At 74.7% G+C, this 15,915-nt stretch carries 14 protein-coding genes; 4 read left to right on the top strand and 10 right to left on the bottom strand.

Annotation, left to right across the window (positions count from 1 at the left end; all coding sequences use genetic code 11):
- Positions 1-9: 9 nt before the first annotated feature.
- Positions 10-1,140: a SchA/CurD-like domain-containing protein gene (locus ACIOHG_RS19310; protein ID WP_400951961.1), complete on the bottom strand. Its 1,131-nt coding sequence runs from the start codon at positions 1,138-1,140 to the stop codon at positions 10-12.
- A gap of 234 nt (positions 1,141-1,374) precedes the next feature.
- On the opposite strand from ACIOHG_RS19310, the gene ACIOHG_RS19305 reads away from it, so the two are divergent.
- Both ACIOHG_RS19305 and ACIOHG_RS19300 read left to right on the top strand, forming a co-directional pair.
- A complete protein-coding gene (locus tag ACIOHG_RS19305) occupies positions 1,375-3,036 on the top strand; it encodes an FAD-dependent oxidoreductase (protein WP_400951960.1) in 1,662 nt (553 codons plus the stop codon).
- A gap of 135 nt (positions 3,037-3,171) precedes the next feature.
- A complete protein-coding gene (locus ACIOHG_RS19300; protein ID WP_400951957.1) occupies positions 3,172-3,507 on the top strand; it encodes an NIPSNAP family protein in 336 nt (111 codons plus the stop codon).
- A gap of 36 nt (positions 3,508-3,543) precedes the next feature.
- Here the strand turns inward: ACIOHG_RS19300 and ACIOHG_RS19295 are convergent, their stop codons facing one another.
- The gene (locus tag ACIOHG_RS19295) at positions 3,544-4,587 is read right to left on the bottom strand and encodes an MmcQ/YjbR family DNA-binding protein (RefSeq protein ID WP_400951955.1); all 1,044 of its coding nucleotides are present in this window, start codon (positions 4,585-4,587) and stop codon (positions 3,544-3,546) included.
- 128 nt (positions 4,588-4,715) lie between these two features.
- Between ACIOHG_RS19295 and ACIOHG_RS19290 the strand changes: the two genes are divergently transcribed.
- Complete coding sequence (locus ACIOHG_RS19290) at positions 4,716-5,804, top strand: LuxR C-terminal-related transcriptional regulator (RefSeq protein WP_400951954.1); 1,089 nt, start codon at positions 4,716-4,718, stop codon at positions 5,802-5,804.
- Positions 5,805-5,811: 7 nt separating this feature from the next.
- On the opposite strand, the gene ACIOHG_RS19285 is transcribed toward ACIOHG_RS19290, so the two are convergent.
- The 8 genes from ACIOHG_RS19285 to ACIOHG_RS19250 all read right to left on the bottom strand — a co-directional run bounded on the left by ACIOHG_RS19285 (position 5,812) and on the right by ACIOHG_RS19250 (position 14,176).
- Positions 5,812-6,153 (bottom strand): hypothetical protein, encoded by a 342-nt coding sequence (locus ACIOHG_RS19285; protein ID WP_400951951.1) that lies wholly within the window; start codon positions 6,151-6,153, stop codon positions 5,812-5,814.
- Positions 6,150-6,980, bottom strand: a complete 831-nt coding sequence (gene ddaH / locus ACIOHG_RS19280) for a dimethylargininase (RefSeq protein WP_400951950.1) — start codon at positions 6,978-6,980, stop codon at positions 6,150-6,152. Before ddaH ends, ACIOHG_RS19285 begins: the two co-directional genes overlap by 4 nt.
- An 80-nt stretch (positions 6,981-7,060) precedes the next feature.
- Positions 7,061-8,305 (bottom strand): ATP-grasp domain-containing protein, encoded by a 1,245-nt coding sequence (locus ACIOHG_RS19275; protein ID WP_400951947.1) that lies wholly within the window; start codon positions 8,303-8,305, stop codon positions 7,061-7,063.
- A 53-nt stretch (positions 8,306-8,358) separates the two neighbouring features.
- The gene (locus tag ACIOHG_RS19270; protein ID WP_400951945.1) at positions 8,359-9,624 is read right to left on the bottom strand and encodes an MFS transporter; all 1,266 of its coding nucleotides are present in this window, start codon (positions 9,622-9,624) and stop codon (positions 8,359-8,361) included.
- Entirely contained in the window at positions 9,621-10,823 is a 1,203-nt protein-coding gene (locus tag ACIOHG_RS19265) for an FAD-dependent oxidoreductase (RefSeq protein WP_400951944.1), read from the bottom strand. The genes ACIOHG_RS19270 and ACIOHG_RS19265 overlap by 4 nt, the downstream gene beginning before the upstream one ends.
- Positions 10,824-10,827: 4 nt before the next feature.
- Positions 10,828-12,453 (bottom strand): class I tRNA ligase family protein, encoded by a 1,626-nt coding sequence (locus ACIOHG_RS19260; RefSeq protein ID WP_400951942.1) that lies wholly within the window; start codon positions 12,451-12,453, stop codon positions 10,828-10,830.
- A 1-nt stretch (position 12,454) separates the two neighbouring features.
- A complete protein-coding gene (locus ACIOHG_RS19255) occupies positions 12,455-12,820 on the bottom strand; it encodes a cupin domain-containing protein (protein WP_400951941.1) in 366 nt (121 codons plus the stop codon).
- Between the two features lie 42 nt (positions 12,821-12,862).
- On the bottom strand, positions 12,863-14,176 hold the full coding sequence (locus ACIOHG_RS19250) for a lysine N(6)-hydroxylase/L-ornithine N(5)-oxygenase family protein (protein ID WP_400951939.1): 1,314 nt from the start codon (positions 14,174-14,176) through the stop codon (positions 12,863-12,865).
- A 469-nt stretch (positions 14,177-14,645) separates the two neighbouring features.
- On the opposite strand from ACIOHG_RS19250, the gene ACIOHG_RS19245 reads away from it, so the two are divergent.
- On the top strand, positions 14,646-15,890 hold the full coding sequence (locus ACIOHG_RS19245; RefSeq protein ID WP_400951938.1) for a hypothetical protein: 1,245 nt from the start codon (positions 14,646-14,648) through the stop codon (positions 15,888-15,890).
- Positions 15,891-15,915 lie beyond the last annotated feature (25 nt).

Here is a 15,915-nt window from a genome sequence, read left to right as displayed (position 1 = left end):
GGCGTCCGCTCAGTCCTCGGCGGCGCTGCGGTCGGTGACGGGGGTCATGGCGCACTCGGCGAGCAGGCGGCGCAGGCCGTCGGGGCTGCGGTCGGCGGGCCCGGCGAGCTTGCCGAGGACGGCAGCGGCGCCGGGCCCGGCGACGCCGAGCGCGGTCGCCGGGTCCTGCGCGGGGTCGGCCAGCAGGTCGACCAGCCGGACCACCAGGTCCTCGCGCCGGTGCACGGTGGAGCGCACCAGCGGGCTGCCGGGGTCGGCGACGGCGTGCTCGTCCTCGGTGGCCAGCAGGTCGGCGAGGAAGCCGCCGGCGCCGGGGCGGACGGGGTACAGGTAGGCGTGCCGCTGCACGGGCCCGGTCTTCAGCCCGGCGTGGTGGTGGACGGCGGGCAGTGCGGCGCGCTGGAAGAAGTCCCGGGCGGACAGCGGGTCGTCGAGGTCCCGGTCCTCCTCCAGGTACGGGTTGATCGCCTCCTCGACGGCCCGCACCTCGGGCTGCCGGGCGACGTGCCGCAGCGCGGCGACCAGGTCGCCGGCCACCTCGACGCAGCGCACCACCCGGTTGCCGCGGATGAACAGCGAGGTGCGCAGCAGGCGGGTGGTGTCGTCGACCCGGGCCTGCGGGGAGCGGTAGCCGGCCAGCAGTTCGGCGGCCTTCGCCTCGGTGCCGGGCCGCACGGTGAAGCTCAGCCCGTGCCGGACCACACCGTCCGGGCCGGGGCGGGGCACCCCGGGCACGCCGGGGTGGTGCTCGCCGGGGCGCAGCGGGGCGGCGGCGGTGTCGGTGGCGGTGGTGCCGCGGGTCTCGCGCAGCACGGTGTAGCGCAGCGAGCGGGTGTCGCGGACGCAGCCGTGCATCGGCTTGACCATCTCGCGGTGGGCGGGGCTGTCGACCCAGGCCAGGAAGGGTTCGGCGCTCTCCCACTCGCTGGTGATCAGCCAGCGGGACGGGTCGTCGATGGACTGGCAGAGCTGGTCGCTGACGTGGCCGGGGACGGCCGAGACCTGGTAGCGCAGCAGCTCGTAGGCGTCCAGGAAGCGGTCCTGGGCGCCCTCGTAGACCTCCAGCATCAGGATGACGCGGAGCCGGCCCGGGGTGGGCCGGCCGGTGGTGGGCCGATCGGTCTCGGAGAGCAGGGTCATGGCGGGGAATCCTGTCGTTTGCGCACGGAGGGCCCTTCGCCGACTTGGGCTTCCGATGTCGTTCGCCGGGGGTCGGCCGGGCGGGGCACGGTTCGCCCTCGATCGTCATTGCGGTGCGGGGTGCGCGCGAGAGTTCGCGGCCATCCGGGCGAAGCACCCTGCGTGGCCGTCCGCGGCGGGGGATGGATGTCCGGTCTGGCGCGTCCCGCGCCCCGCACGGATGGAGCAGAGCAGATGAACACACAGATGGCGGACCGGGTGCCGGTCCTGATCGCGGGCGGATCGCTGGTGGGGCTGTCGGCCTCGCTCTTCCTCGGCCGGCTCGGCGTCCCGCACCTGCTGGTGGAGCGGCACGCGGAGACCTCCCGGCACCCCCGGGGCCGGGGCAACAACCTGCGCACCATGGAGCTGTTCCGCACCGCCGGGGTGGAGCACGACGTCCGCGAGGCGGCCTCGGTGCTGGCCGACAACCACGGCATCCTGCAGGCCCGGACGCTGGCCGGGGACGAGCAGGAGTGGCTGTTCCGGGAGATCGACCCCGGCGGGGGCCTGGCCAGGTTCAGCCCGTCCGGGTGGTGCCTGTGCAGCCAGAACGACCTGGAGCCGGTCCTGCTGCGGCACGCCGCGCTCCGCGGCGACCTGCGCTTCAACACCGAGCTGCTCTCCTTCGAGCAGGACGCCGACGGGGTGACGGCGCGCCTGCGGGACCGGGCCACCGGCGAGGAGCGCGAGGTCCGCGCCGACTACCTGATCGCCGCGGACGGGCCGCGCAGCCCCGTCCGCGAACGCCTCGGCATCGGGCGGTCCGGGCGCGGCGACCTCTTCCACAACGTCTCCGTCACCTTCCGCGCCAAGCGGCTCGCCGAGGTGGTCGGCGACCGCCGGTTCATCGCCTGCTACCTCACCGACCCGGACGGCGCGGGCGCGCTGCTGCCCGTCGACAACCGCGAGCAGTGGGTCTTCCACCTGCCCTGGCACCCCGAGCGCGGCGAGCGCGTCGAGGACTTCACCGACGAGCGCTGCACCGCGCACATCCGGGCCGCGGCGGGCGTCCCCGACCTGGAGGTGGAGATCACCGGCCGGGCCCCCTGGCACGCCGCCGAACGGGTCGCCGACCGGTACGCCGAGGGCCGGGTGTTCCTCTGCGGGGACGCCGCCCACGAGATGCCGCCGACCGGCGCGTTCGGCTCCAACACCGGCATCCAGGACGCGCACAACCTGGCCTGGAAGCTCGCCGCCGTGCTGGCCGGCTGGGGCGGGCCGCGCCTGCTCGACTCCTACGGCGCGGAGCGGCGCCCCGTCGCCGTGCAGACCGCGGCCCGGGCCGCGGCCCGCTCCGTCGAGCACCAGCACCCCGGCTTCGACGCGGCGCCCGTCGGCGGGCCCCGGACCAACGTGCTCGCGGTCGCGCTCGGCTACCGCTACCTGGAGGGCGCGCTGGTCGGCGCGGACGCGACCGCCGGGGTCGTCCCCGAGCGGTTCGCCGCGACCGGGGAGGTCGGCACCCGCGCCCCGCACCTGTGGCTGCGCGACGCCGCCGGCGAACGCCTCTCCACCCTCGACCTGTTCGAGTCCTCGCTCGTCCTGCTCGCCCCCGCCGAGGGCGGCGCGCACTGGCGGGAGGCGGCCCGGCGGGTCGCCGAGGAGACCGGCGTCCCGATCCGCTGCCTGCTGCTCGGCCCGGACGGGGACCTCTCCCCCGAGCCCGTCCCCGAGACCCCGCCCGGGCGCGGCCCCGCCGGCCCCGCCAACTGGCCCGCCGTCTACGGCCTGCGCCCCGGCGGCGCGACCCTGGTCCGCCCCGACGGCTTCGTCGGCTGGCGCGCCACCAGCTCCGTCGGCGACCCGGCGGGGGCGCTCAGGATCGCGGTCCGGGGGGTGACGGCGAACCGCTGACGCGGCGCCGGGCGGCGATTGGCACCGAACGTAGCCGGCTTGCTACGTTCGGGGAGCGAGGCCGCCGGGGGACGGCCGAGCGGAGCACGCGGACCACCGGGCCGATCGGCCCCGAACAGCAGCAGGAGACCGGCCGTGATTCTGGAGATCCGCACCTACCGGCTGAAGCCGGGCACCCGCGAGGAGTTCGTGCGCGTGATGCGGGAGGAGTCGGTGCCGCTGCTGGAACGGGCCGGGATCCGGGTGGTCGACTGCGGCCCCTCGCTGGTGGCCGAGGACGGGCACGAGGAGGCCTACCTGATCCGCGCGTTCGCCACGCTCGACGAGCACCGCAGCCAGGAGGAGGCGTTCTACCGGAGCGCCGCCTGGCGGTCCGGTCCCCGGGAGGCCATCGTGTCCCGGATCGACAGCTCCCACTCGATCGTGCTCGACGCCCCGGAAGCGGCGGCCGCCGCACTGCGCCGCGCCTGATCCGGCCCGGCCCCCGGCGGGACGGGCCGGGCCGGGTCAGTCGGCGGTGGCCGCCGGCTTCATCGACAGCCGCACGTAGAGGTACTCGTCCAGGACCTTTGCGAGCGAGACCGGGGCGCGGCCGACCAGCTCCGGCACGGACGTCCCGCCGTCCGCCGGTGCTCCGGCCGTCCGGGCCTCGGCGAGCACCGCGCGGGCCCAGGTCCGGCCGAGGGTCAGGTGGCGGGCGAAGGCGTCGGCGTCCCTGGCGCCGTGCAGGTGCTCGGCGATCGCGGCGTCCCAGGGCATCACCGCGGCGGGCCGCAGCGCGTACAGCGTTTTGGCGGCGGCGGTGGGTCCGAGCGTACGCGCGGACCGGCCGGCCGCGACCGGCACCGCGGCCAGGTCCGCGTAGGCGTGGGCAAGTCGCCGGATCGCGGTGTCGTCGAGTTCGGCGAGGCCCGGGCCGGGGGCCGGGAGGCGGTCGGCCCAGGCCGTCCACCAGTCGGCGAGTCCGGTGTCGAACAGGTCCGGTTCGCCCTCCCTGGGGTAGCGGATCCGGCAGCCCCAGGAGTTGAGCCAGCGCAGCAGTGCCCGGCGGTGCGCCGCCGAGCCCGGGTCCGGGGCGGGGCCGGTGAGCTCCCGCAGGGCCAGCCAACTGCGGTCGACGCCCGGGAAGCCGTTGAAGACCTCGGCGGCGGCGGCGAGGTCGGCCAGCGCGGGCGCGGCGATCGCGGCCGCCCCGGCCTGTGCCTCGCACTGCCGCGCGTACTCCGCCGCGACGCGCTTGGGGACGACCATCCGCCATGCGTCGAGCACCAGTTCGCGCATCTCCGCCGCGTCGATCGCGCCCGTCCTGACCTGCGCCCAGTGGAACCGCTCGTCGGCCGGCTCAGGCGGCAGGAACTTCGCCGGCTCGGCGGCGACCAGGGCCGCCCGCTCCTCCTTGGGGTGGGCGAAGCCCAGCACCGTCTCGTCCCTGGAGAACGCGAGGTAGACGATCCGGCCCACCCGGAACTTCACCCGGTCGCGGACCAGCGCCTCGGTCGAGCGGGGAAGGGTCCGGGCGAGGGCCCGTACCTCTTCGACTGTGACCGCCATCTCGGTACCATCTCCTGTTGATCGACATGGGCATGTCCGACTCCGATCGCGGCGGCGGCGCACCGCGGCTCTGCGGTGCCGGCCGACCCGTCGTCGGGGACAGGACTTCTTATCGTGAGGACGGGAATGTGAGCCACCGCGAGACCCACCTGGTGTCAAGACTGCCGCACCTGAGCGAGCCGACGGTCCAGGTGTACGAATTCGCCCTCGACCGGGCGACATTCACCGCGGACGAGGCGGAGGCCGCGCTGGGGCTGTCCCGGGAGGCGGTCGACGAGGCCGTCCGGGGACTGGTGGAGCTCCGGCTGGCCCGCCGCACCGCGGCGGACAGCGAGGTGCTGGTAGCGATGAACCCCGAGGTCGCCGCCGCCCAAGTGCTGCTGCCGGCCGAGCGGGCGCTCCGGGTCCGACAGGAGGAGATCGAGCAGGTCCGGTCGGAGATGGACGCGCTGCTGCCGCTGTTCGCCGAGAGCCGGGGCCGCCTGGAGCGCAGCGCCTCCGTCGAGGCGCTGCCCAACCTGGACACCGTCCGGGCGGTCCTGACCCGGCTGGCCGCCCTCTGCAGCACCGAGGTGCTGACCTCCCAGCCGGGCGGCGCGCGCACCACCGCCGTGCTGGAGGAGGCGATAGTCCGGGACGAGGGGATGCTGCGCCGGGGCGTCCGGATGCGGACGCTGTACCAGCACACCGCCCGGTTCAGCCAGCCCACCATCGCCTACGTCGAGCGGGTCGGCCGGCTGGGGGCCGAGGTCAGGACGCTGAGCGACGGGTTCCCCCGGCTGATCGTGTTCGACCGCGAACGGGCGGTGCTGTCGATGCGCGACGAGCCGATGAGCGCGGTGCTGATCCGGGACCCGAGCGTGGTGGACTTCACCGTCGCCGCGTTCGAGCGGACCTGGTCGCAGGCCGTCCCGTTCGCCCGGCAGGCCAACCGGGGCGAGATCCAGGCCCTCTCCGAGGAGGCCAAGCGGACCATCGCGCTCCTGCTGGTGGAGGGCCTGGACGAACGGGCCATCGCCCGAAGACTCGGCATGTCGCTGCGCACCTGCCAGCGGCATGTGTCGGAGATCATGGACCGCCTCGGGGCCAGGGGCCGCCTCCAGGCCGGCTACCTGCTCCGCGCGCACGGCCTGCCCGCCCCGTCCGGCCGGGAGCCCGCCGGCTGGGCGGGCCCCGCCGAAGCGCCCGACGACCCGCCGCCGCCCGACCGGTCCTGACCCGCCGTCAGTCCGGCGGGAGCTCCTCCAGGTAGGAGATCCCGGAGTCCGCGTGCCGGCCGAACCGCTCCCACTGCTCGTGCAGCCGGATCCGCCCGTCCGGCAGGAACTCGGGGGTGTTGACGCTGTGCCCGGAGATGACGTCGCCGTTGTCGAGCACCATGCAGTACGCGAAGTCGAGCGTCCCCCGGTCGTCCAGCACCCTTCCGGCCAGCGAGCCGTGCCGGACGTCCCGCCCGGCGAACTCGGCGCGCAGCAGGTCGCCGTCCTGCCGGTAGAGCGCCACCGGGGCGTCCCCGTCCGGGCCGGCGTGGGTGGAGCGGAAGCGCCTCCCGTCGTAGTCGATCACTCTCCCGCCCCCCGCAGTTCCAGGGTGCAGCACTTGACGCTGCCGCCGGCCTTGAGCAGTTCGGTGATGTCGACGCCGATCGGCTCGAAGCCGCGCTGCCGCAGCGCCTCGGCCAGTTGGACCGCCGCCTCGGGCAGCACCACCCGGCGGCCGTCCGAGATGGCGTTCAGGCCGAACACCGCGGCGTCCTCCGCGGTGGCCGGCACCGCGTCCGGGTACAGCTCCTGAAGCGTCGTCAGGCTCTCGGCGGAGAACGCTCCGGGGTAGTAGGCGATCTCGGTCTCGCTGAGCACCGACAGCGCGGTGTCCAGGTGGTAGTAGCGGGGGTCGACCAGTTCCAGGGTGACCACCGGGCGGCCCAGCACCCGCTCCGCCTCGGCGTGCGCCCGGCGGTCGGTGCGGAAGCCGGTGCCGGCCAGGATGCGCTCGCCGACGACCAGGTAGTCGCCCTCGCCCTCGTTGGTGAACTCGGCCCGGTGCACCACCGGGTAGCCTTCGGCGCGGAACCAGTCGACGTAGGCCGGGGCCTCGTCGGCGCGCTCCGGGTGGCGGAACCTGGCCACCAGGGCCTTGCCGTCCACCACCGTCGCACCGTTGGCCGCGAACACCATGTCCGGCAGGCCGGGGATCGGCTCGATCAGTTCGACGGTGTGACCGAGCTCCAGGAAGAGGGCGCGCAGCTGCTCCCACTGGGCGATCGCCAGGCCGGCGTCGACGGGCTTCGTCGGGTCCATCCACGGGTTGATGGAGTAGTCCACGGCAAAGTGGGTCGGGCGGCACATCAGGTAGTGCCGGGATCGGGCGGTCCGAGTGGGGTCCGAGGACACAGGAGGTTTCCTTCCGGTACGGGTGGCCGGTACGGGGTGGACGGGTCCAGGGGTCCGCAGGGGGACGCCCCGGTCGGGGATCACTGCTCGAACTCGACGCGGATCCGCGCGGCGAGTGCGGTGGCGGTGTCCATGGCGGCTTCGAAGGACGAACCGGTCGCCCCGAGGAAGCCGAGGATGTTGTTGCCCTCCGGCGGGCGCTTGATCAGGTCGCCGGGGGACGCGGTGATCTTGAAGAAGAAGAGCTCTTCGGCGCCGGAGACGTCCTCGGGGACGTCGATCGCGGCGAGCCGGCCCGCCCGGGAGACCAGGCACATCGCCGCGGTGTGCACCCCGGTGGGGCGGAAGTGGTCCACCCGGGGGCGCACCCCGCGGGCGACGTCGGCCACCGCCCGGATCGGGTCGTAGCCGGCGCTGATCCTGGCCATGTGGTCGAGGCCGCCGCCGCCGGGACGGACCGCGATCTCCAGCAGGAAGGGCCGGCCCCGGTGGAAGCGCACCTCGGCGTGCAGGACGCTGCGCCGCACCCCCTGGGCCCAGGCGCCGACCCGGACCACCCGGTGCACCTCGGCCAGCTCCTGCGCGGTGAGCGAGGTCGGGGCGTGGTGCACGTCGTCGTCGAAGGTGTCGCCCTCGACCGTGACCCGGTCCACCACCGAGCCCAGGTAGACCTCGTCGTCCCAGGCCAGGGCCTCGATCAGGAACTCCCGGCCGTCCAGGTAGGACTCCACCAGCAGACTGTTCGGCCCGAGGTCGACGCCGTCGGCCTCCATGGTCACCCAGGCCATGTCCTTGATGCCCTCGGCGGCCTGCGGGTAGCGCTCGCGCATCTCCTCGGGGCTGTCGACCTTGAAGACGAAGTAGCTGCCGGCGCCGAGGGTGGGCTTGAGGACCAGCGGGTACCCCAGCTCCTCGCCGGCCGCCAGCGCCCGGGCGAGGTCGGGCACCAGCCGGAAGGCCGGGTGGGCGGCGGCGCCGCGCTGGTGGGCCTGACGCATCAGCAGCTTGTTGCGGCTGGTGCGGGCGGCCTCCGGCCCGATGGTGGGCAGGCCGAGCGCCTCGGCCACGGCGGCGACCGCGGTCACCGAGGCCTCCGCGAAGGTGAGGACGCCTTCGAAGGCGTGCTCCCGGTGCCAGTCGGCGGCAGCCGCGATCAGGTCGCCGATCTTCTTGCTGCCGACGATCCGGTTCCGGTCGGCGGGCCAGGTGCCTTCGACCCCCTCGCCGTTGAGGACGAAGAGTTCGGCGCCGGCCGCCTCGACCTGCTGGTAGCGGGAGACGTAGTAGGTGCCGTACTGGCTGGCTTCGAGGGCGAGCAGCCTCATGGTGTGCCTTTCTGCGGGGACGTACAGGGTGGTCGGCGTCGGGGCGGCCGACGTCAGAGCGCGGGTTCGAGGGCCGGGTCGGCGCTGTCCTCGGCGGCCGGCTTCCGGCGGTGGTTCCAACCGCGGAGCGAGAGGACCGTCAGTGCGGCCGCGCCGCCGATCAGCACGGCCAGGCCGAAGTAGCCGTTCCTGATCCGACTGTGGTCGGAGAGCACCGACAGGCCGAGCGTGGCGCCGGCGCTGATGGCCAGGCCGAAGGCGTTGGTGGCGCCGAAGACGGACCCCGCCCGGCGGTCCTCGACCTCGGTGAGCAGCAGGGTCCGGGCCGAGATCCGGGCCAGGCCGAAGGTGAGCGCGCCGCACGGCAGCAGCAGCATCAGCCCGCCGACCCCGAACAGCGGCTCCAGCGTGATCAGCCCGGCGCAGCCGAGGTAGCCGAGCAGCGCCAGCCCGAGGTTGCCGATCCGGACGCTGAACCGGGCGTACAGCACCGCCGCGACGGTGAAGCCGACCCCGGCGAGGGCGTCGACCACGCCGAGCACGCCGGCCTTCTGGTGGAAGCCCTGCACCACCAGGACCACGATCAGGGTGTTGCTGGCGGTGATGACCACGTTCCCGAGGGCGTAGAGCAGGCCGAGCCGGGCCAGCGGGGCGCGCCGGGGGACGGTCGCGGCGGCTTCGGCGGCGGGCCCGCCGCCCGCGGCCGGAGCCTGGTCCGGGGTGGTGTGCGGCCGGCGGCCGAGCAGCAGCCAGCAGAGCGCGGAGGCCAGGAAGGTCAGCCCGTTGAAGAAGAACAGCGGCTGGGTGCCGAAGAGCTGGACCAGGAAGCCGCCGACCGAGGCCGAGATCAGGGTCCCGGCCTGGGTCGCCACCTCGTAGGCCGCGTTGAACCTGCCGATCCGCTCGGGCCGCACCCGTTCCTTGATCAGGGCGTTGCTGGCCGGCATGAACAGTGCGGCCACCAGTGACAGCGCGAAGTTGGTGACGTAGACGGCGGTGCCGGTGGGCCCGTCGAGCAGCAGCCAGACCGGCAGGGCCAGCGCCGCGAGCATGCTGAGCAGGTCGCAGAGCAGGCAGAGCAGCCGGCGGTCGAAGCGGTCGGCCAGCCGTCCGAACCAGACCGAGAGCAGCACCTGCGGGATGGCGACCGCGATGAACAGCCATCCCACCGAGAGGGCGGTCCGCTCGGCCTGCACCACCAGCAGCGAGGCGGCGGTGAGCTGGATGCTGTTCCCCAGGCAGGTGATGAAGGTGGCGGGGAGCAGCAGCTTCTCGGCGCGGTTCGCACCCTTGCGGGACGCGCTCGGGGGGGCAGTCATCGAATTCCTGACGTGTGCGGGACGGTGGTGGTGGAGGGGGTCGCGCCGGCGTCGAGGTGGGCGAGGCCGGTGGGCGCGACCGGCAGGTCCAGGGCCCGTTCGGCCAGCGACCGGGCGATCAGCGGGGCGAGTTTGAAGGAGCCGCCGCCGCAGGCCGCGAACGCCCAGGCCCGGCCGGGGCGGAGTTCCACCAGCCGGGGGCCGTGGGTGGACTCCTCGGCCAGGTAGTAGGCGTCCTGGGCGCCGGTCACCCAGTCCGCCCGGAAGCCGTCGAGCAGGTCGCGGAACAGTTCGGTGAGGTGTTCGCGCAGCGGGGCCGGTGCGGCCCGGCCGTCGATCCGGTCGACCGGCCGGCAGGCGGAGGCCGCGCTCAGCTTGAGCGGGGTGCCGCCGGCCGGGGGCACCAGCCAGGCGCCGTGCGGGCCGCCGAGCGCGGGGACCGCGGGCAGGGCGGCCAAGGCCGGGTCGAGCACCGCGTGGTCCGCGCAGTACAGCTGGGTCTGCCGGTACAGCCGCAGGCCCCGGGTGGCCTCCGGCGGCAGCAGGGCGCGCGACCAGGGCCCGGCGCAGACCACGATCCGGTCGCCGGGCACCGGTTCGCCGTCGGCGAGCCGGACGGTGCCGCGGTCCGGGTCCAGGCCGGCCACCCGGGCGCGGGCCCGCAGCGTCACCCCGGGCTGCTCGCGCAGCAGCGCGGTCAGCCCGTGCAGGACCCGGTCGGCCAGCAGGATTCCGCCGTCCGGTTCCAGCACGCCCGCCCGGCCGCGCTCCGGCCTGAGCGGCGGGTGGCTGCGGCGGGGGTCGTCCAGGAGCCGGACCGGGGCGCCGGCCGCGGCGAGGGTGTCGGCCGCGGCCCGGGCCCGTTCGGGCTCCAGCACCGTGAGGGCGCCGGTGCGCAGCAGCGGCGCGGGCCCCGGTACCCGGTCGGCGATCAGCGCGGACAGCTCCGCCCAGCGGGCGGTGGCGGCCGTGGCCGCGCCGGTGGCGGCCGGGTCCCCCGGGTACAGGGCGCGCAGGATCCGGTGGCGGTCGTACGAGGCACCGTGCGGGTTGGGCAGGTCGGCGGCGTCGAGCAGGGTGACCTGTGCGCCCGCGCGGGCGCACTCGTGGGCGGTGAGCAGGCCGACCACCCCGCCGCCGACGACGGTGACCCGGGGCCGGGCGGCGGGGCGGGGGGTCCGGGGAGCGGTGTGCGGCACGCCGTCAGCCCAGGCCGGGGGCGTTGCCGAGCGGCGGCAGCGGGAACGGGGCGATCTCCGCCACGTCCACCGCCTCGGCGTGGAGCCGTCCGTCGACGCCGTCGCGCAGGGTCGCGGCGGCGAGGTCGGCCAGGATCGGCGCGGCCGCGGCGACCAGGGTCCGGCTCTCCAGCAGGAGGTCGCCGAGCCGGGCGGGCAGCTGTTCGGCGGGCGTGGTCTCCAGGGCGAGGGAGCGTCCGCGCAGCCGGCCGAGGTGTTCGACGATCAGGTCGGCGGCCCGGGCGAGGCTGAAGCCGGCCAGTTCGTAGCTGTGCGAGAACCGCTCCACCATGGCGGCCGCCCGTCGGCGGGCCTCGGCCGACACCGGCAGCCGGGCGCCCTCGGCGCCGGTGGCGCCCAGGTCGGCGAGGGCCTTGGTGATCCGGCCGGCCAGGTCGTTCCAGGGGCCGGTGAGCCGTTCGGCGGTGATCTTGTCGAGGGCGGCCCGGCCGAAGTTGGTGCGCTGGTGCTCCGGCGCGGTCAGCGCCAGGTAGAACCGCATCAGGTCCCTGGGGACCTCGGCGGCCAGGTCGCGGCCCCAGACCACGTGGCCCTTGCTGGTGGAGAACTTCTCGTGCTCCAGCTCGTAGAACTCGTTGCTGACGATCGCGGCGGGGCGGATGTACCTGTCCCCGTGCGCCATCAGCAGCGCGAGGTGGGTCATCCCCCAGAAGTAGACGTTGTCGAAGCCCAGGAAGTAGACCAGTTCCACGTCGTGGGCGGTCTTCCACAGCTCGTCGTTGCCGCCGGGCTCCTCGCCGCTCTCCCGGGCGGCGTGGGCGGTGCAGTACATCGAGGCCGGCATGCCCTCGACCCAGGCGTTGACCGTCTGCCCCGGCGTCTCGGCGAACGGCGCCGGGATGCCCCAGGGCGTCGGGTAGGTGATCGGGAAGTCGGGCAGCGGCCGGGCCAGTGCCTCGCGCACCAGCTGCCGGGTGTGCGGCCGCAGGTGGACGGCGCTGCTCCGGTAGTAGGCGGTCAGCTCGTCGCGGTAGCGCTCCATCGGGAGGACCAGGACGGTCGCCTCCCGGGTGGTCAGCACCTCGTCCGGGTCGACGGTGGAGCGCGGGTCGATCAGCTCGTCGAAGTTGTTGGGGTGGCCGCAGCCCTCGCAGAGTCCGCCGCGGCTCTCGGCGAGGCAGACCGGGCACTCGCCGGCGACCAGCCCCTCCATCAGGTACTCGCCGGTCCGCTCCGCGTAGGGGAAGCGCACGGTGCGCAGCTCGAACCTGCCCGCCTCGTGCAGGGCCTCGACGAAGTCCAGCACGGTGCGGCGGTAGCCGTCGTCGAACGGGGCGAAGCCGTCGACGGCCATGCCGGTAGCGGCCAGGGTGTCGCGGATCTCCGTCCAGGAGCGTTCGGCGAGGGCCTGCGGGGTGGTGCCCCGGCGGCGGGCGGTGGCGACCACGTAGGTCTGGCTGTCGTCGGTGCCGGTCGCGTACAGCACGTCCCGGCCGACCGCCCGCAGGTAGCGGGCGTAGACGTCGCAGGCGAGGTAGGGGCCGGCCAGGTGGCCGACGTGCAGGTCGCCGTTGGGGGTGGGCGGCGGGGCGATGACGACGGTGCGGCGGGCGCCTCGGGGTTCGGGCATCTCAGGCCTCGTCCCGGTGCCGGGCGCCGAAGCGCGCCGACATGTCCTCGTCCCACCAGATGCTGTACATCTCGAAGTCCTGGTCGCTCTCGTTCACGACCCGGTGCTCCTGGCCGGGCCGGAAGTGCACGACGTCGCCGACCCGGAACGGCTCCCGGCCGCCCTCGGACTCCAGGAACGCCTCGCCGCCGACGGCGATGAAGATCTCGTACTCGTGGTGGGCGTGCGCGGTGGAGGCGGTGCCGGGGCGGATCACGCACCAGGACCCTTCGAAGGGGGCGTTGAGCGCCGCCCACGGCAGCAGTCGCTGGGCGTCGAGCCCGTTCTCGTGCTTCAGCCGGTCGCGGTCCAGCGGGTGGATCTCCATGGGGTCTTCCTGTCTCTTCCGGTGGGTTCTCGGGGCAGCGGCTCAGGCGGCCGCGGGCGCGGCCGTGCCCTGGGACGGGATCAGCACGCCGGGGGCGGTGCCGCGCCGGGCGAGGAGGTCGGCGGTGATCTCCGAGGAGCGCCGGGCGAGCACGCTGAGCAGCGAGTCGGAGATGCCGTGGGTGGCCTCGTTGACGCCCTGCAGGTGGACGGTCGCGGCGGTGTCCTGGCCGAGGTCCCAGCGGTAGGCGCGGGTCACGTCGAAGTGCTGCACCCCGAGGTCGGCGGCCAGGTCGCGGAGCAGCCGCGGCATCTCGGGCACGAAGCCGGTGCCGAGCAGCACCAGGTCGGCCCGGAGCTCCTCGCGCTCCCCGGTGCGGCGGTTGCTCAGTTCGAGCACCACCTCGTCGTCGTCCATCCGGGCGGCGGTGATGTCCGTCATGGTGCGCATGGCCAGCCGGTCGCCGCCGGTCAGCCGCTGGTTGTAGAACTGGCGGTAGAGCGTCTCCAGGAAGTCCGGGGCCAGTCCGGCGTAGTTGGTGCGGTGCATCTCGCGCAGCAGCTGCGTACGGGCCGGGGCGTCGGCCGCGAAGAACTCGTCGGTGAAGGACGGGTAGAACAGCTCGTTGGTGAACTTGCTGTTCTCGTAGCTGTTCAGGCCGATCGAGCGCATCACCCAGGTCGGCCGGCAGTGCGGCAGCTCGTCCTGGACGGAGTGGAAGAGTTCGCCCGCGCTCTGCGCGCCGCCGACCACGACGACCCGGTACGGGAGGTCCTTGGACAGCTCGGCGATCCGCGGCAGGTACTGGGTGCTGTGGACGACCTTGGCCGCCGGCAGGCCGGCGAACACCTCCGGCACCAGCGCGTCCCGGCCCGAGCCGAACACCAGGTGGCGGGCGCCGACGGTGGACCCGTCGGCGAGCCGGACCAGCCAGCCGACCAGCGCCCCGGCGCCGTCGCGGCGCGGCTCGACGGAGGTGCAGCGGCTGTTGTAGCGGACCCGCACCTTCTCGAAGGACTCGGCCACCCAGCGGTGGTAGCCGGAGATCTCGCTGCGGTAGGGGGTGAACGTGCCCAGGTTGACGAAGTCGTCCAACCGGTCGTTCTCGTGGAGGTAGTTGAGGAAGGAGAACCGGCTGCGCGGGTTGCGCAGGGTCACGAAGTCCTTGATGAACGAGACCTGGCTCTGCGACCAGGGCAGCAGCATCCCGCGCTGCCAGGCCACGCAGTCGCCCTGCTCGACGAGCAGCGTGTCGCCGGCCAGCTCCTCCGGGGCCAGCTCCTCCAGGGCCACGCCCAGGGCCAGGTTGGACGGCCCCGCTCCGACGGCCAGTACTTCGACGTCCTGATGTTCCATGCTTCTTTCCTTGTGCAGAGGCGTGATCGGCGCGGCGGGATCTCCGCCGGCCGTCTGTCGAAATGGGGTGCCGCCCGCCGCGCCGGTCCCGCGGCGGGCGGGGCCCAGTGGCCGGAAGGCTCAGCCCCAGCCGGTGTCGCCGGTACCGGACGACACGCCGACCGCACCCGCGATGAGCGCAAGGATGTGCGCCAACGTTCCCCCCTCACGTCGCAGGCACGCGTGGGTTCCTGACCACCTGTCAGTCGCGGTGGCCGACCCGCGTGCCGTGCCCTCACCCTGGCCGCACTCGAGGGGCGCCGGAAGGGCCCTGGAGTGGTCGTGTCACCGCCTGGCGCAAACACGAGCATTTGACAGACCGCAAGAAATCGGACATCTACCCGCTTTGGGGCCGCCCGAATACCCACGCCTCGCCGTGCACATGCCGCCGGGTTCCTAGGCTGTGAGCCCCCGATGCCACGGAGACGAGATGTCCACCGAATGGGCCGAGCACCCTCTCTCGGCTTCGGTCGAGGCCTTCGAGCTGAGCCGACTCCTGCACCCGGCCGCCCCCGGAATCCATCCCGGTCCGCACGCCCGCCCGGCCTTCCCCCGCCCCGCCGGTCCGACCCCCCTGGCCGACCCCGGCGGGGCGGCCGACCCCCTCACGGCGCAGCGGCTGCTGTTCGCCGCCCACGAGGCGCTCAACCCGACCTTGGTCCGCTGTCGCTGCGGTCCCGGCGACCCGGACCATCGCTCCGCCCGCTCCGCCCGCCACCGCCGCAGCGCCGCGGCGGCCCTCCCCCGCCTGTGGGAGCAGTCCTTCGGCACGTCCGCGCCGAGGGCCGCGCGCTCGCTCCCACTCCTGCCGGACGGCGGCACCGGTGCGGACGCCGAGCTGTGGCTCCGCCACTCCCTCGGCCGCGGCCTGGACCGGGCGGAGCTGGCGCCGGCCGCCGCCGTCGCCGCCGTCGACCCGGCCGCCGCGGGCCGGGCGATGGCCGCGCAGCTGGCGCTGTCCGGTGGCCCCGGCCCGGCCGGGCGCGGCACCGCGGGCGGCCTGATGATGCGTGAACTTCGGCTGACGGCAGGAGAGTTGTTCGATCCGGGGCAGTACTGGAACTTCTACCTGCCGACGGCGCTGGCGTTGCGCAACTACCTGGAGGGCGCCCGGCGCAGCCCCGGTGCGCAGTTCCTGCTCACCGGTGCCGCCGCCTGGCTGGGCCTGCGGGTCGCCTCGGTCCGGTCGGCCAGGCTGGCGGCACTGTGCCCGCCACCGCCACGCCGGGGCGCCGCCCGGGCACCGTACGGCCCGCCGGAGGGGGTGCGCGGGGCGCGGATCGATGCTCTCGTCGCCGTGGCCCGCGACCACGGGGCTTCGGTGGCCCGGGAGTTGGCCCAGGGCGCGGAGCAGATCCGGCAGCTCGCCGAACTGGCCGACTGTGAGCTGGCCGCCCAGCTCGCCTGGCGCCCCCGGCCGTGCGCCGTGCTCCCGGACCTGCGCGAGGGCTTCGGCCCGCCGGTCCCGCTCGGCACCGCCGACCCCTTCCGCACCGTCGTCGTCGAGCACCGGCTGCGGCTCGCCGTCCTCAGCGGCCGGATCGTCCTGCACCATCTGGGCACCGGCGGCGGCACCACCGTGCCGGCCCGGCACTGCCTGCCGATCCCGGCGGGTCGGCTCTGGGGCGTGGTCGCCCTGGAGCCGGCCGTCGTCGCCATCGGCATCCGGCCGTGACCGGGCGGGGGCGGACTGGCGCCGG

It is taken from the genome of Kitasatospora sp. NPDC088134 (assembly GCF_044741705.1).
Classification (GTDB): domain Bacteria; phylum Actinomycetota; class Actinomycetes; order Streptomycetales; family Streptomycetaceae; genus Kitasatospora.
Note: the sequence above shows the minus strand (reverse complement) of the source record. Positions and strands in the feature narration are given on the sequence as shown.

What these genes read in the sequence shown, in the direction of transcription:
- ACIOHG_RS19255 (WP_400951941.1), bottom strand. Translation starts at nt 12,820, where the DNA reads ATGGAGATCCACCCGCTGGACCGCGACCGGCTGAAGCACGAGAACGGG.
- ACIOHG_RS19250 (WP_400951939.1), bottom strand. Translation starts at nt 14,176, where the DNA reads ATGGAACATCAGGACGTCGAAGTACTGGCCGTCGGAGCGGGGCCGTCC.
- ACIOHG_RS19245 (WP_400951938.1), top strand. Translation starts at nt 14,646, where the DNA reads ATGTCCACCGAATGGGCCGAGCACCCTCTCTCGGCTTCGGTCGAGGCC.
- ACIOHG_RS19260 (WP_400951942.1), bottom strand. Translation starts at nt 12,453, where the DNA reads ATGCCCGAACCCCGAGGCGCCCGCCGCACCGTCGTCATCGCCCCGCCG.
- ACIOHG_RS19310 (WP_400951961.1), bottom strand. Translation starts at nt 1,140, where the DNA reads ATGACCCTGCTCTCCGAGACCGATCGGCCCACCACCGGCCGGCCCACC.
- ACIOHG_RS19270 (WP_400951945.1), bottom strand. Translation starts at nt 9,624, where the DNA reads ATGACTGCCCCCCCGAGCGCGTCCCGCAAGGGTGCGAACCGCGCCGAG.
- ACIOHG_RS19275 (WP_400951947.1), bottom strand. Translation starts at nt 8,305, where the DNA reads ATGAGGCTGCTCGCCCTCGAAGCCAGCCAGTACGGCACCTACTACGTC.
- ACIOHG_RS19295 (WP_400951955.1), bottom strand. Translation starts at nt 4,587, where the DNA reads ATGGCGGTCACAGTCGAAGAGGTACGGGCCCTCGCCCGGACCCTTCCC.
- ACIOHG_RS19305 (WP_400951960.1), top strand. Translation starts at nt 1,375, where the DNA reads ATGAACACACAGATGGCGGACCGGGTGCCGGTCCTGATCGCGGGCGGA.